The organism is Rhodospirillaceae bacterium (genome assembly GCA_018660465.1).
Classification (GTDB): domain Bacteria; phylum Pseudomonadota; class Alphaproteobacteria; order Rhodospirillales; family JABJKH01; genus JABJKH01.
Window position 1 is genome coordinate 1 of record JABJKH010000023.1, and the last position, 14,050, is coordinate 14,050.

Annotated in this window: 17 protein-coding genes; 9 read left to right on the top strand and 8 right to left on the bottom strand. The window is 50.7% G+C overall.

Translation table 11 applies throughout. The annotated features are described in order from the left end of the window. Positions 1–168 precede the first annotated feature (168 nt). The 3 genes from HOM51_04490 to HOM51_04500 all read right to left on the bottom strand — a co-directional run bounded on the left by HOM51_04490 (position 169) and on the right by HOM51_04500 (position 1,707). Positions 169–423, bottom strand: coding sequence for a hypothetical protein (locus HOM51_04490; protein ID MBT5033757.1), 255 nt, complete (start codon positions 421–423; stop codon positions 169–171). Positions 424–504: 81 nt separating this feature from the next. Further along, entirely contained in the window at positions 505–1,185 is a 681-nt protein-coding gene (locus HOM51_04495; protein MBT5033758.1) for a hypothetical protein, read from the bottom strand. A gap of 177 nt (positions 1,186–1,362) precedes the next feature. Beyond that, positions 1,363–1,707, bottom strand: coding sequence for a hypothetical protein (locus HOM51_04500; protein MBT5033759.1), 345 nt, complete (start codon positions 1,705–1,707; stop codon positions 1,363–1,365). A 193-nt stretch (positions 1,708–1,900) separates the two neighbouring features. Between HOM51_04500 and HOM51_04505 the strand changes: the two genes are divergently transcribed. Together HOM51_04505 and HOM51_04510 are read left to right on the top strand one after the other, a co-directional pair. Beyond that, complete coding sequence (locus HOM51_04505) at positions 1,901–2,833, top strand: hypothetical protein (GenBank protein MBT5033760.1); 933 nt, start codon at positions 1,901–1,903, stop codon at positions 2,831–2,833. 267 nt (positions 2,834–3,100) lie between these two features. Next, entirely contained in the window at positions 3,101–3,610 is a 510-nt protein-coding gene (locus HOM51_04510; GenBank protein ID MBT5033761.1) for a hypothetical protein, read from the top strand. Positions 3,611–3,691: 81 nt separating this feature from the next. Here the strand turns inward: HOM51_04510 and HOM51_04515 are convergent, their stop codons facing one another. Continuing rightward, on the bottom strand, positions 3,692–4,840 hold the full coding sequence (locus HOM51_04515) for an LLM class flavin-dependent oxidoreductase (GenBank protein MBT5033762.1): 1,149 nt from the start codon (positions 4,838–4,840) through the stop codon (positions 3,692–3,694). Positions 4,841–4,938: 98 nt separating this feature from the next. Between HOM51_04515 and HOM51_04520 the strand changes: the two genes are divergently transcribed. After that, on the top strand, positions 4,939–5,262 hold the full coding sequence (locus HOM51_04520; GenBank protein MBT5033763.1) for a cupin: 324 nt from the start codon (positions 4,939–4,941) through the stop codon (positions 5,260–5,262). A gap of 76 nt (positions 5,263–5,338) precedes the next feature. On the opposite strand, the gene HOM51_04525 is transcribed toward HOM51_04520, so the two are convergent. Then, entirely contained in the window at positions 5,339–5,479 is a 141-nt protein-coding gene (locus HOM51_04525; GenBank protein MBT5033764.1) for a hypothetical protein, read from the bottom strand. Positions 5,480–5,698: 219 nt separating this feature from the next. Between HOM51_04525 and HOM51_04530 the strand changes: the two genes are divergently transcribed. Further along, entirely contained in the window at positions 5,699–5,914 is a 216-nt protein-coding gene (locus HOM51_04530; GenBank protein ID MBT5033765.1) for a SlyX family protein, read from the top strand. On the opposite strand, the gene HOM51_04535 is transcribed toward HOM51_04530, so the two are convergent. Both HOM51_04535 and HOM51_04540 read right to left on the bottom strand, forming a co-directional pair. Then, on the bottom strand, positions 5,908–6,975 hold the full coding sequence (locus tag HOM51_04535; protein ID MBT5033766.1) for a response regulator: 1,068 nt from the start codon (positions 6,973–6,975) through the stop codon (positions 5,908–5,910). The genes HOM51_04530 and HOM51_04535 overlap by 7 nt on opposite strands. Before the next feature lie 16 nt (positions 6,976–6,991). Beyond that, on the bottom strand, positions 6,992–7,276 hold the full coding sequence (locus HOM51_04540; protein ID MBT5033767.1) for a DUF1330 domain-containing protein: 285 nt from the start codon (positions 7,274–7,276) through the stop codon (positions 6,992–6,994). Positions 7,277–7,598: 322 nt separating this feature from the next. On the opposite strand from HOM51_04540, the gene tkt reads away from it, so the two are divergent. The 5 genes from tkt (at position 7,599) to HOM51_04565 (ending at position 13,926) form a co-directional block, all read left to right on the top strand. Beyond that, positions 7,599–9,599: a transketolase gene (tkt, locus tag HOM51_04545; GenBank protein MBT5033768.1), complete on the top strand. Its 2,001-nt coding sequence runs from the start codon at positions 7,599–7,601 to the stop codon at positions 9,597–9,599. A 46-nt stretch (positions 9,600–9,645) separates the two neighbouring features. Continuing rightward, the gene (locus tag HOM51_04550; GenBank protein MBT5033769.1) at positions 9,646–10,647 is read left to right on the top strand and encodes a fructose-bisphosphate aldolase class I; all 1,002 of its coding nucleotides are present in this window, start codon (positions 9,646–9,648) and stop codon (positions 10,645–10,647) included. Positions 10,648–10,651: 4 nt separating this feature from the next. Next, positions 10,652–11,305: a ribulose-phosphate 3-epimerase gene (locus HOM51_04555; GenBank protein ID MBT5033770.1), complete on the top strand. Its 654-nt coding sequence runs from the start codon at positions 10,652–10,654 to the stop codon at positions 11,303–11,305. 261 nt (positions 11,306–11,566) lie between these two features. Then, on the top strand, positions 11,567–12,949 hold the full coding sequence (locus HOM51_04560; GenBank protein ID MBT5033771.1) for a DASS family sodium-coupled anion symporter: 1,383 nt from the start codon (positions 11,567–11,569) through the stop codon (positions 12,947–12,949). Between the two features lie 29 nt (positions 12,950–12,978). After that, complete coding sequence (locus HOM51_04565) at positions 12,979–13,926, top strand: universal stress protein (GenBank protein ID MBT5033772.1); 948 nt, start codon at positions 12,979–12,981, stop codon at positions 13,924–13,926. 10 nt (positions 13,927–13,936) lie between these two features. Here HOM51_04565 and HOM51_04570 read toward each other — a convergent pair. Beyond that, a partial coding sequence (locus HOM51_04570; protein MBT5033773.1) for a flagellar motor switch protein FliG occupies positions 13,937–14,050 on the bottom strand: 114 nt, incomplete at its 5' end.

A 14,050-nucleotide genomic window follows, 5' to 3' on the forward strand; every position in this document is an offset into this window, starting at 1 on the left:
AGGACCTTATTCGCGGAAACCATCAAGGCCAGCGGTAATAGACACCGCGCAAACAGGCCGGACACAAGACTGTACCTAACGACCACGCCGAAACAGAACAAAATCCTTGCAAACAGGGAGCCATCCACACAGGACATTAATGGCGTATCTTCGTTAATTGGCTTTCTCCTAATGAATAATCCGATCACTGGGGAAACGGACTGTGACTGTCGTACCTATATTTGGCTGATTCTCTAGTCGCGCCAATGGGGTGGAGGCGAGGATGGCGATGGCTTCGCTCACCACAACATCCTGACCATTCTGCTCGCTCTTCAAGACTGGCACCAGGCCGCGCGGATTAATCGCTAGGAAGTCCGCCGCCTTGTGCTCATCCTTGCTACGGTCCAATTGGCGGGATTGGTAGGCCAGCCCCTTGACCTCCATAGCCAGCAGGACGGTCCAGGCATAGGGACTGCCGCTGATCTAAACAATTTCATACGCCACCAAAAATTCCTCCGTGCTTGGTTAATCACCGAATACCCAACGGCGAACGCGCCAATCGTCCTGGTAGCCGCCATTGGCGGCAAAAGGCTCGTTATTCCAGAAGTCATCGGCCGCCGCGCGGTCTGTCAGTTCCAGCATTAACGCGGTGCCAATATTAACCGTGCCATCAGCGGAACGGATTGGTCCGCGAAAAATGAAACGATCACCATAACCGTCGAAGTATTTTTCGTGATCGTTGAGATGGGTAGCAAAAAACTTGGCCGAGTCGCTGATTTTCGAGCCGGTGCATAAAAATTGCTGCAGCCCTTTCCGCGCATAGTCGGCTTGACGTTTTTGAAAGCTGTTCGACCAGCGATTAAAATCGACGCGTTCGTATACGCCAGCCTTGTTCATTGGTTCGTTGGCAATGAACTCCTCGGCGGCGGCGCGATCATCAAGTTGGATAAAAAACGATGTGCCCAAGGTCTCAAGGCCATCATCGGAAACGAAATGGCCATAGCCAATGACCCGCTCGCCAATTTCTTGGATATAATTCTTTTGGTCCGCTAATGCTCTATCCCGGTCTTCGCTCGCCCCCTCTTTATCCCAACAATAGATCGCCCACTGCGCTGGTTTCTTGCGATAAAAATCCTTCAGTTCCTCGGCATTCTTTCCATACCGAGGATCACCCGGCAAATAATCGCCAACTTCATCACCCGCCATCGTCATCTCCCAACTTAGGTTACGTTAGCAAGAGCGTATACCAACTTGCGACAAGGCGGCCATTAATCTTGGTTACAGTCAGATTACAACGAATGGTCTTGCGAGAGGAACAATGTCTGCTTATGGCGGTGGTCTCAATTGATCGACGCAACACTTTACTCTCACCCCCAGGCTGAATTATTTATTTTTCGATTTCAGCAGATGGTTCAGGAGTTGGGTGCTGGCATCTAGCAACGTTTCGTTTTTATGTTTGTTACAGTAGAGCCCGATAAACGGCATGGCGTGGTTCCAATCGGTATCGATGGGGCTGTTTTTCTGATAACTGTATGAGGTTATGAAGCCATGAACCCAGCTAATATATTGCAGTTTTCTAAAATTTACGCCGCCTTTGTTATCGAAGGATTTAAGAATTTCGGAACAGGGTCTTGAGCCATGTCCGGAAATTTTGAATTCGGCTTGTTGTGCCTGGCTTTCGCCACTCGCCAGGATCAGACCTAAGACGACGACTAACGTTCTGAGCATGGGTGTCTCCAATTATTTTACTTTCTGAAATATACTCGACCACGGCGTTATGTCGCGCCCTTTTTGAACTACATAAAAAATAGCTCGATACTACACATCACGAAGTATCTCGTTTCTGGGTTTCTTTCTATGTTCGTCGTCAATGACCAGCCGTGCTGTTGCGGGGGGTAAGAAACGAACCAGGAGAAAGACTATGAACGCCATTACGAGAAGCGAGAACATTAACGGATATGCCCGTTGTATCAAAAATTCCAAACGCGTGCGCTGGGAGATTGAGGAGGACGTGATCCAAGGCCGTCACTTTGACAGGTCTGAGAAGTACCTGCCGGACGGCCTGACATTGTTGCCGAGTTTCGTCACTCTTTCTGAAAGCGAAAAACGCCTCGTCAGTCAAATCCAAGGTCGGACCTACGCTAACGTATTCGGTCTCGCCGAGCGCTTTGTGAACGCCAAGGTGCTTGAAGTCACGCAAGACCACGTGCTGGGTGACCAAGTGGCGCTCGAAGCATTGGTTCGTTTCAGTGAAGAGGAGCTAAAACACCAAGAACTATTCCGCCGCATCGATGCGATGATGGAGGAAACTTTGCCTGAAGGGTACCGATTTGATGCTGACCCTGATGAGGTGGCAGAGTTGGTCCTGAGCAAGAGCACTTGGGCGGTACTGGCGCTGACGCTGGATATTGAGCTGTTTACTCAGCTTCATTACCGACAAAGCATCGACGCTGACCCAGCACTGTCCAATTTGTTCAAGGATGTGTTCTTGTTCCATTGGAAAGAAGAGAGCCAGCACGCCGCCCTTGATGAGCTTGAATGGAAGCGGCATGACGCCGGGGTCACGGTTGAAGAACGAGACCGATCGGTCGATGAGTTCATTGAGCTTGTTGCCGCAGTCGATGGTATTCTTCAAGGCCAGGCCGTCGCCGATGCAGATTATTTCGCCGCAGTGTGTGGTCGGGATGTTAACGAGAGAGAAGTTAAGACGATTGCTGACAGCTTCCTTGAATCCTATCGCTGGCAGTATATCCATTCTGGTGCCCAGCATCCTCACTTTGGCGAGGTGCTGACCGGCATGATCTCTGAAGAACAAGGGCAACGCATCCATGCGGCACTCGCGACATTGCACTGAATATCTTTCAATAATTAGAACGGCGGCCCTCCGGGGCCGCCGTTTTGTCTGGGCTCAGCCTCTCCCAAGCGGGTCCTCGGGATGAGGGTGGTGTCTTTGTTGTCAAAAGGTGTAAGGTACTATAGATGAGTATTGTAAACTAAATTATTATCAGTAACCTTACCGAAAGTAGTTAAGCTGGTTCAATTTTATAAATCATTACTTTAACTGGTAAGAGATCAACTATTCTGATGCCTGACTTTAACTGGCGAAAGATCACCTTTTCTGATGCCTGTCGAAAAAAAACTTACGAATGAAGAGGCAGGGAAGCTAAGAAGTGAAGGCGGCGCATTCTTAAAGCAAGGTGTTACATCGTCGGCGGAGATCACCGAGCCGGTGGTCCTGGAGTTTATGGCTGCTCTTGAGGGGCGGGAATTCATAGATTTTGATGAGCTACAACAAAAGAAATTTATGAAATTTTGGCCATATATTGCGATCCATCGGCTCGAGGACGACGACTTCACGTATATCTTCAACGGGACACACTTGGTTGAAAGTTTCGGATTCGAGCGAACCGGTTTAAAGGTATCTGAGCTACCAAATCAAAGACGTAAAACCGAGTTATTTGAAATTCTGCACGATATCCTGACCAACAAGAAGCCCATTTTTGGCAAAGGTGACCTAAATATTGATGGTCGAGCCTACAAAAAGTGGCAACAGGTAAAGATGCCGTTGCGACGTAAAGGCGAGATCAATGAAGTGCTCACTTTATTAGTATTTGATGCAAAGATTGATTAAAATCAAATCTCACCGATAAAGACCCATTAACATGGCTTCGACTTCGTCAATGCGACATGCTCATTCGCCCAACATCTTTGGTTACCTTGATTTTTTATAGGCATCAGAGGCCTTATCGACCGCCTGCTTGAAATCAGCCTGCAATTTACTGTGACCGGCGCGGGCGACATCGTAACTTTCTTGTCTTGAGGTGTTGCTGTTCTGGAAATGTGGGAAGACGTACCTCGCTGCCAGTTCGTAACTGTGTTTGGTCGCTTCCCAGGGGGCGAAGTTGTTGCCGAAGAACAAAAAGGTTCCAAATCCGCCGGTTTGTTTTTGTACGCGTTCGATCTCCTTAATGGCGTCATCAGGGGTGCCAATCAAAAGCAATTGGTTCTCAATGCCCCACGATAGCGGATCGTCAACATCGGTTGGAAAGGGCGAGGCTGGGAGTACGTGATGGGAGTAATCCACCCACTTTTGCAGGCCATATTCCATATCCTTGAGGGCTTGTTCTTTAGTGTCGGCAAGGTGCGTCATGACGGTGATGCGCCATTGGCGGCGATCAACCGTGCGGTTGTTGGCATCGGCTGTTTCTTGGCAAATGCGCCAGTTCTCAGTCTGCGCCTCAAGTGCTTTGTCTGAAATGCCGCCAAGCACCAACAGGCCCGCGCCATATTTGCCCGCACACAGAGCCCCCGATGGGGACCTGACACTGGTCACCGCCATCTCCATCCGAGGTTTTGTATAGGGTGCAAGATGAAGTTTGGCATCTTTCAGGGTGAACCAATCGGTCTCCATCGATACTGTTTCGCCTTCCAAAAGAGGGACGATGGCATCCAAGGCTTCGGTCATGCGGCGTCTTTGGTCGCCGGGGTCTACGCCCATTTGATAGGCGTCAGTTGGCAACGCCCCGGGCCCCGCCCCAAACATCGTGCGTCCCCGGGTCATGTGATCCAATTGCACCATCTGGTCTGCGATAATCATCGGATGGGTGAAGGATACGGTTTTAACGCCGGTTCCCAATCGAATGCGCTTGGTGCGTTCTGCGGCTGCGGCAAGGAAGATTTCTGGGGCGGCGATTATTTCAAAGCCACCGGAATGGTGTTCGCCGATCCAAACCTCATCAAAATCAAGCCGATCCAAGTGCTCGATGAGTTCTAGGTCTCGCTGCAGAGCTAAAGTGGGGTTTTCATCAAGGGCATGGTGGGGACCTAAAAATACGCCAAAGCGCAGAGCCGAAGTCGTCATGTGGAAGGTTTCCTGTTGAGCGAATTAAAATTTTCATAACTCTACTCAAGGCGTTTGGGAAAGGCTACAGTGATTGCATGGCAACGGAGGGGGCAGCGATGTCAGTTCAGCTGAAAGAAACAAACCAAGACCACGACTATGAACCTGCTGAGTTCACGATTTTGTTCGAGGATGACAAAACCAAAATTACGTCTTGGCGGTTCGATCCTGGCACAGAAACCGGCTGGCACCATCATACATTTGACTATGTGACGATCCAGAAGTCGGGCGGCAGGCTGAAGCTGGAAAGCGACGATGGCGCGGTCCGGTTTGTTGACTACGTGATGGACCGCGCGGCGGCCTATACCGCGCCAATCAAGCACAATGCCACCAACGTAAGCGATGAAGAAGTTCGAGTTATCGAGATTGAATACAAAAAATAGGCGGAGAATTTTTTATCAATTTCTCCGCCAATATCTTCGCCAATATCTTCGGCTGTCACCCCCACTCGTCCCTGAATCACAACTCTGTTGACCACTCGGCAGGGGTAGGGCATTCGAATTCAAAGGCACGGTCAGGCCTTTTTAGACTTTTTTCGTAATAGTCATCGGTATCATTCGCTTTTAAAACCACGTTGGCTTTTTTGTTTAGATCCAACATTTTGTTCTCCTTTGCTCTGTAGACTGCTGGTTCCAAGTGGTGATCACTTGGTGCCGCAGAACATAGGAGGCCGTGGTCGAATGAGATACTGCAAAATATGTAGTATTAAGCTACTTTTTATGTAGTTAAATGGACAGGAAAATTTGCAAAATTAAGCTTCGAAAAGACATTGTTATCGTTGCTTGACTAAGCCAAACAGGTGGGACATGACTGATTGCCATGAATGACGCAGACGAACGTATAGCCGACCTGGAATCCCACATTGCCCATCAGGAGGCAACGATTAGGGATTTAAGTGATATTGTGACTAAGCAGTGGGAGACAGTTGATGAGCTGGTCGCAAAGGTGGAACGACTTAAAGATCGTCTGTTGGCCCTTGAGGAAGAGGTGAAATCTTCGCCAGTTAAGGATGATGTGCCGCCGCCGCATTATTGATCAGCTGATTTTCCCTGCTGCCGGATGGCTTGATCGAGGGATGTTTTAAGGGCGCGACCGACGTCTCCGCCATCGCCGGTAATTTTATCTCGGAACACCACGCGCATGGTATCGATGTGTGCCTTGATGATCTCAAGGGCATCGTCGTCAACAGGGCAGGGCGGGGAGGTAAAGTGATATAGACTTTTCCCCGTATGAGTAATCAACGGATAACCAAAAGTACCGCCTTGGCCCCGAAGTTCGTGGGCTAATAGATTTATTTCTTTGAATGAACTTAGGCGTTCGGTGGTGCCTTCTTGCTTGGCATCCGTGCACAGCCCAGACATTTTTGCCAGATATTCCAAGGCCCAGTCATGGAAATCGAGCGCTTTACGATCTAGGAGGTTGTCAGCTTCTTCCAAAAATTTAACCGGCAATTCCCCTGATTCCGTAAAGCCCAGGCCACCTGCGAGTTCTCGTAACCTGTTGGGCAGCCTAAATAGATAAATTTCTGAGGCGTCTTTAGGCCGGACTTTCTTGTCCGATGAATAAACAATGGTGGCGTCAGACTCATCAGCATAACGACGTTCTGTCTCTAATTCGCTCTCATTTTCACTGTGGCGATGGCGGTCAGGGCCAAAATAGTCTCGTGTTGCAACGAATTGGCGGGGTTGATTGATAATTTGCAGTACCCGCTGAGCAACTGACTCAGCAGAAAAGGGTTTGGCGAGGAATTCGTTGGCCCCTTGGTCGCGGGCTTCGCGAACATTTTCCGAATCGGCTGCTCCTGACATCATGATAAAGGGCAAAAACCGGTCAGGAGATTCCCGACCCTGGCGCACCCATTTCAATAAAATCTGGCCATCGATTGGCGACATGACCATGTCAGAGATGATCATATCGATTGACCGCTCGTTCGGGTCAGCTGAGTCCTTGAGACATTCGATTGCCTCCACTCCATCCCGCACCAGGATAACATTGCCGACCGAAAGATCGCGCAGGAGCGCGCCCATAATGTTTGCTACGTATCGGTTGTCTTCAACCAGGAGGACCGTAAAACGTTCGAGCGAGAATTCTGCCATGATCTAGATTATAATATTATTGGCCTTCAACGATGATGAAGTTTGACTGAGCGGCGATTTGACGAACTTCTTTGGCCTTGGAGTATCCAGGAGAGTTGTACCAATCCTTGGCATTTTGGAAACTTGGAAACTTGATTATAACCACTCGGGACAGGCTTTCGCCCTCCATAACTTCCATATTACCACCACGAACAATGAAGTCGCCACCGAAAGGGTCGGCAGTTCCTTTAGCAAGTTCTTGGTATTCTTTAAATTTTTCCGGGTCAGTGACTTCTATTTGGGCAATAATGTAGCCGGTCATTTGGCATTCTCCTGATTGATTTATAAACCTAAAATCAATTATTGGTTTTGGTTATCCACAGAGCAATCTCTTTATTCCCAATTTGTCCCCGTAAATCGTATGGAAATGCCCTTGCGGGCTGTTGATTGCGGCTTCATGAGAGGGTAGAAATGAATACCGTTTTGGCGCGTCCCGTAATCTCTTGCCCAGAACGCTTCGGGGGAAGGTTTCATTCAGATACCAAGTTTAATGAATTCACATAAGTCTTTGATATTACTTTGTTAGTCCTAAAATTTGCCGGCGTTGTTCTTGATGCGTGGCCCAAGGAGAAGAAGAATCCATGATGGATGCTGAGACAGATACCGCCGGTGCAGGAACCGCGTCCCATAAAGATATGGCAAATGCGATTCGTTTTTTGTCAGCGGACGCCGTGCAAAAGGCCAATTCCGGCCATCCAGGCATGCCCATGGGTATGGCCGATGTCGCCACAGTCTTGTTCTCAAAATTCCTGAAGTTCGATGCCAGTGCGCCAAATTGGGCCGACAGGGATCGATTCGTGCTGTCGGCGGGGCACGGCTCGATGCTGCTGTATTCATTGCTGCATTTGACCGGCTATGCCGACATGACGCTGCAACAACTCAAAGACTTCCGCCAATTAGGCTCGATTACGGCGGGCCACCCTGAATACGGACATGCCAGCGGGATTGAAACGACGACGGGTCCGCTGGGGCAAGGCATTGCCACAGCGGTTGGCATGGCCTTGGCCGAACGCATGGCCAATGCGCGTTTCGGCGACGACCTCGTCGACCACCATACATATGTTGTTGCCGGTGACGGATGTTTGATGGAAGGCATTAGTCACGAGGCGATCTCTCTTGCTGGCCAACTAAAGCTTTCCAAGCTAATTGTCTTGTTTGATGACAACAGCATTTGCATCGATGGTCCGACCGATATGACGGTCGCGGATGACCAACAGGCTCGTTTTAAAGCTAGCGGCTGGGATGTGCAGGCCGTCGATGGACATGATGCAGACGCGGTCGCCACAGCCATTGCGGCTGCAAAAGCGACAGGTACGCCGTCGATGATCGCCTGCAAAACTGTGATCGGATATGGCGCGCCAAACAAAGAAGGAACGTCGGGCACCCATGGCGCACCGATTGGTGACGATGAACTCGCGCTTGCGAGGGAAAAGACCGGCTGGGCGCATGATCCGTTTGTTATTCCTGATGATGTCGCCGCTTCGTGGCGCACCGTTGGCAGTCGGGGGGCTGCTGACCGTACAGCTTGGGAAGGCCGCCTTAATGGTGGAGACAGTGCTGAGTTCAATCGTGTGATGGCGGGTGAACTGCCTGGTGATTGGATCGCGGCCCTGAATGGTCACAAGCGTATGCTGGCGGATGAGAAACCAGCCTGGGCAACGCGTAAAGCGTCGGGGGAAGCGTTAACCGCTCTGACCGCAGCGATTCCTGAAATGATTGGTGGATCGGCGGATTTGACCGGGTCTGTTAACACCAAGACCGCCAGCACGGACGCCGTAACGCCAAGTGACTTCTCAGGTCGCTATTTGCATTACGGTGTGCGCGAGCACGGTATGGCAGCTGCAATGAACGGCATTGCGCTGCATGGCGGATTTATTCCTTATTCTGGAACATTCTTGGTTTTTGCTGACTATATGCGCGGCGCGATTAGGCTATCTGCGCTCATGGGACAACGGGTTGTGTACGTCTTAACCCACGATTCCATTGGTCTTGGCGAAGATGGCCCGACCCACCAAGCCGTTGAGACTCTAGCGACCCTGCGGGCGACACCGAATTTCAAGCTGTTCCGCCCTGCGGATGCGACTGAAGTTGCAGAATGCTGGGCTTTGGCGTTGGAGAGTTCGGACTGTCCATCAGGGATGGTTCTGACTCGTCAAGGTGTTCCAGCGGTTCGGACAGAATTCACTGAGGACAATCCGTGCGCCAAGGGTGCTTATGTCTTGGCGGACGCTGAAGGCGGCGCGCGTCAGGCGACAATCCTGGCGACGGGATCAGAAGTCTCCATCGCTTTGGATGCACGAGAGAAATTACAGGCAGACGGTATTCCAACGGCCGTGGTTTCCATGCCGTGTTGGGAACTGTTTGATGAACAAGATGATGCTTACAAGTCTGAAGTCTTAGGCCCGGGAACGACGCGTGTTGCTGTTGAAGCCGCCGTCGGCATGGGCTGGGAACGCTACACTGGCGACAAGGGCGGATTTATCGGCATGACCGGGTTTGGTGCGTCGGCACCTGCGGGTCAGCTGTTCGAGCATTTTGGCATTACGGCAGATGCTGTGGCCGAAGCAGTAAAAGACCGGGTTTAGCCGGTTAAGGTATGTATTTTTTGAAATGTAGGGGAGGAGAGCCTCAATGAATTTAGATGTATTAAAAGCGACCGCACTGGAAATGGTCTCGGACAACAGAGGATTGTTGGCGGCGGATGAAAGCACGGGAACCATTAAAAAACGGTTCGATACCATTAATGTAGAATCCACAGAGGATAAGCGCCGGGATTATCGCGAGATGCTGTTCCGGGCTGAGGGATTGGGACAATTCATTAGCGGTACCATTTTGTTCGACGAAACCTTACGCCAATCAGCCAAGGACGGCACTCGTTTGGCGGATTTGCTGAAATCTCAAAATATCATTCCAGGGATTAAAGTCGATACCGGCGCTAAGCCCTTGGCCGGATCTGAGGGCGAGACGGTAACAGAAGGCTTGGATGGTCTGACCGAACGGGTTGCTGAATACGTTGGATTGGGGGCGCGTTTCGCCAAATGGCGGGCAGTGATTAACATCGCTGACGATAAGCCCACGGACTATGCGATCAGGGTGAATGCCCATGGCTTGGCGCGGTATGCGCGGATTTGCCAAGAGGGTGGACTGGTTCCCATCGTCGAGCCCGAAGTCCTAATGGATGGCAGCCATGAAATTGATGCCTGCAAAGCCGCAACGGAGCGCACTTTGAACGCAGTGTTCGAAGAATTATTTCAACAAGGCGTGGTGCTTGAAGGCATGATCCTGAAACCGAACATGGTGATTTCCGGGAGTGATTGCAGTGCTCAGGCCGACGCCGACACAATTGCGCGGATGACGGTTGAGACACTGCGGCGTTGTGTTCCGGCTGCGGTGCCGGGGATCATGTTCCTTTCTGGTGGCCAAACGGAAGAGGAAGCAACGATCAACCTCAATGCCATGAACCAGAAATATGGCCCCCAGCCTTGGGCGCTAAGTTATTCCTATGGCCGGGCCTTGCAGGCGGGAGCTCTTAAAGCATGGGTCGGTAAGGATGAAAACGAAGGAGCTGCCCAAGAAGTTCTGCTCACCCGGTCGCGGGCAAACAGTGCGGCGTGCGCTGGCAAAGCAGCTTAAGAACATGGCCCCACCCGTCAAAATCTCACCTTCCATCCTCTCAGCCGACTTCGCGCGACTTGGCGAAGAAGTACGAGCAATTGATGCGGCGGGCTGCGATTACGTCCATATCGACGTTATGGACGGCCACTTTGTGCCGAACATCACCATCGGACCGGATGTCGTGGCAGCACTGCGTCCGCACACCGAGAAAACATTCGATGTGCATTTGATGATCTCGCCTGCCGATAGCTACTTGGAAGCATTTGCCAAGGCGGGCAGTGACATCATCACCGTGCACGCAGAAGCCGGGCCGCATTTGGATCGGTCACTTCAGGTGATACGCTCGCTGGGTAAGAAGGCGGGAGTCTCCCTTAACCCATCAACGCCAGAAAGCGTTATTCAGTACGTGTTGGACAAGGTCGATTTGATCTTGGTAATGACGGTCAATCCAGGCTTTGGTGGGCAAAGTTTCCTTTCAAGCCAGCTGCCAAAAATCGAGCGCATCAGAAACATGATCGGCGACCATCCAATTGAGTTGGAAGTAGACGGTGGCGTGAACACAGACACTATTGCTTCTGTTGCTAAGGCTGGAGCAAATGTGATGGTTGCGGGCAGTGCTGTCTTCAAGGACGATGATTACGCTGCAACTATTGGGTCGTTACGGGCGGCTGTTTGATTTCTTAGTAATTCGTGTATATAAGAAAACCTTAATGTTCGGGTAAGAGATTAAAAGCGCTAAGATATATTTAGGTATTCCGGTATATAAACATCATCTAGTCTCACCCTAAAATACTGAGGCAGTCCGTTGCGGGCACCAAAACTGAATGTTGATTTTCGATTAGCCGCCAAGGGCACCCGGAAAATCCGGCGTGTTGTTACTGTGCGTTGGCGCTACTTGTTCCTGTATCTTTGGGAAAAGCGGTGGTTCCTGATTGCCATGCTCATAGGTGCGGGGATGTTGAATGCCCCTCTGCCGAATGGATTGACGGAACAAGGCATGATCATGCTGACCATGTCGGTGGTGGCGACCATCTTGTTCATAACCGAACCCATACCACTGCCCGGGGTCGCTTTGCTTATCATTATCGCTCAGGTCCTCTTGATGGGACTTGATTCATCTGATGTCGCCAAGAGTCTGTGGAATGATTCGGTTCTCTTCATCATGGGATCGTTGATGCTCGCAGTTGCGGTGGTTAAACAGAAACTCGACAAACGGATCGCCTTTCTAATTGTGCGTATGACGGGTACCCGAACATCGCGGGTTTGTTTTGGTATTTCCGCTGTTTCAGGAATTCTTGCGTCATTCATTGGCGAACATACTGTTGCCGCGATGATGTTGCCGGTGGGCATAACCTTGATCACTCTGACCAGTGACGATCCAAAAAAAGTGCGCAACCTTGCCGTCGTTATATTGCTTTCAATCTCCTATGGATGTTCGGTCGCCGGAATTGCCACGCCGTCAGGCGGTGCCAGAAATGCAATTATGATCGGGTACTGGAAAGAATTCTTTTACGACCCGACAAACCCAGAAACCCATAAATTTCTCATCGATTACGTAAGATGGATGGTCTTTATGTATCCGATGTTCCTGATTCAGCTGCCGCTGGTGACGCTCGTTCTATTTTGGACATTTAAGCCCGAATATCGCGATTTATCCCGTGCCGTGGTGAAGTTGCGCCGTCAAGTTGAAGCCGAAGGATCAATGAAGACGCCGGATTGGATGGCCGTCGTTCTGTTTATCAGTGTCCTGATCGGCTGGATTTTTTATTCCGACCAAATCGGCATGGGAACCGTGGCGATTATGGGGGCGACGGCATTTTTAATCATTGGTTTGGTCCGCTGGGAAGATATCAACATCGGCGTAAACTGGGGTGTTGTACTGCTTTATGCGGCTGCGATCTCCATGGGTTTGCAGATGAAAGAAACCGGTGCCGCGTTATGGGTCGCTGAAGCTTTCTTAGGTCTTCTTGTGCCGCTTGGTGCCGGGGAGGGGATTGGGCTTTGGGGCGCGGTCTCTGTCTTGACAACCGGTGTCACCAACATGATGTCTAATGGTGCGGCGGTTGCCGTTTTAGGTCCGATTGTTCTGAACCTTGCGACGGCGGCGGGGGAAAGCCCGGTTGTGATTGGATTTATCACGGCCATGTCGTCGGCATTTGCCTATTTGACGGTTGTTGGCACACCGGCGTGCACCATTGTTTATGCGTCGGGGTATCTGAAGGCGACGGACTTTTTGACGGTTGGCTGGAAGATGGTGATCATATCTACTCTTGTTATGTTGGCCTCTGCTGCTGTCTACTGGCCTGCAATCGGGATTTAACCCGAAGTCGACTATGTGGGGTGGATGAAGTGAACGATGAAACCGACAATAAGCGTTTTAGAATACTTGTCTGTATTGATGGGTCAGATGAATCGTACCGGGGTTTGCGGTACGCGGCGAAGCTTAGCCGGGGCCTGGATGCAGATATTGTCTTGCTCTATGTCAGGGCAATCGATCAAGGGCTTCGTTCTGGGGGACTGCAAATAAGCGTCGCACGGGAGAATATGCTCCAGTGGGGACTTGAACTGCCCGGCATCAAATATTTGAAAAAGGGTCGCGACCTTCTGATTGAAATGGGAGAAATGGCTGCCGACTGGCCAGAGCAAAGCACCCATACGGATGTTGATGGCACGTCTCTTGGTGATAACAAAATTGAATACACTAACGAACAGGGCCGCAAAATCGTTCTCAAGCTTAAGGTGGCTCGCGATATCGCTACAGGAATTATCGACCAGTGGGAACTCGGTGAATACGACCTCTATATACTTGGCGCGTCTGAGCGCTGGCGTAAGTTTTCCCTCGCATCGTTCCGTGACCCTGCTGTAGCTGAAAAAATCGCGGTCCATGCGCCGTGTTCGGTTCTTGTGACTCGGGAACTTGAGGGAAGTCTGGGTAATTTAATTTGTACAGACGGAACTGAACGGGCCAATGATATGGTTCGGCGAGCGGCGGCGATGTCCCATACCTGTGGTTTTCCAGTATCGATCCTATCTGTGGCGGAAGATGATGAAGGTCGTCCCAACGCGGAAAAGAATGTTGCCGAGGCTAAGAAAATTCTCTCCGATATGGGAATCGAACCGCAAGACACTGTGGTGCGTGTCGGAAACCCTGTCGATGAAATCGTTGATGAGGGTAAAAAATACTCGATGATTGTTGTGTCGGACACCAGCCGGTCAGGACTAAAACGCTTCTTCATGGGAAGCATAGCCTTCAAAGTCCTGGAAGAATCCAAGCATTCCGTGATGGTGATGCGTTAGTGAATACCTACTAGTAGACGAATTCGTCGTCTTCACCGCCGACTGCAATAACAATTTCACCGGCATCAGCCAGTGCTTTGGCGACCTGCACGATGGCAGACTGGGCTTCGTCCACGTCACGCAG

Bases quoted from the DNA above. Each gene is read 5' to 3' on its own strand.
- HOM51_04520 (MBT5033763.1), top strand. From the start codon at position 4,939: ATGTCAGTTCAGCTGAAAGAAACAAACCAAGACCACGACTATGAACCT.
- HOM51_04525 (MBT5033764.1), bottom strand. From the start codon at position 5,479: ATGTTGGATCTAAACAAAAAAGCCAACGTGGTTTTAAAAGCGAATGAT.
- HOM51_04510 (MBT5033761.1), top strand. From the start codon at position 3,101: ATGCCTGTCGAAAAAAAACTTACGAATGAAGAGGCAGGGAAGCTAAGA.
- HOM51_04560 (MBT5033771.1), top strand. From the start codon at position 11,567: ATGCTCATAGGTGCGGGGATGTTGAATGCCCCTCTGCCGAATGGATTG.
- HOM51_04555 (MBT5033770.1), top strand. From the start codon at position 10,652: ATGGCCCCACCCGTCAAAATCTCACCTTCCATCCTCTCAGCCGACTTC.
- HOM51_04535 (MBT5033766.1), bottom strand. From the start codon at position 6,975: ATGGCAGAATTCTCGCTCGAACGTTTTACGGTCCTCCTGGTTGAAGAC.
- HOM51_04490 (MBT5033757.1), bottom strand. From the start codon at position 423: ATGGAGGTCAAGGGGCTGGCCTACCAATCCCGCCAATTGGACCGTAGC.
- HOM51_04505 (MBT5033760.1), top strand. From the start codon at position 1,901: ATGAACGCCATTACGAGAAGCGAGAACATTAACGGATATGCCCGTTGT.
- HOM51_04530 (MBT5033765.1), top strand. From the start codon at position 5,699: ATGAATGACGCAGACGAACGTATAGCCGACCTGGAATCCCACATTGCC.
- HOM51_04515 (MBT5033762.1), bottom strand. From the start codon at position 4,840: ATGACGACTTCGGCTCTGCGCTTTGGCGTATTTTTAGGTCCCCACCAT.
- tkt (MBT5033768.1), top strand. From the start codon at position 7,599: ATGGATGCTGAGACAGATACCGCCGGTGCAGGAACCGCGTCCCATAAA.
- HOM51_04500 (MBT5033759.1), bottom strand. From the start codon at position 1,707: ATGCTCAGAACGTTAGTCGTCGTCTTAGGTCTGATCCTGGCGAGTGGC.
- HOM51_04495 (MBT5033758.1), bottom strand. From the start codon at position 1,185: ATGGCGGGTGATGAAGTTGGCGATTATTTGCCGGGTGATCCTCGGTAT.
- HOM51_04540 (MBT5033767.1), bottom strand. From the start codon at position 7,276: ATGACCGGCTACATTATTGCCCAAATAGAAGTCACTGACCCGGAAAAA.
- HOM51_04550 (MBT5033769.1), top strand. From the start codon at position 9,646: ATGAATTTAGATGTATTAAAAGCGACCGCACTGGAAATGGTCTCGGAC.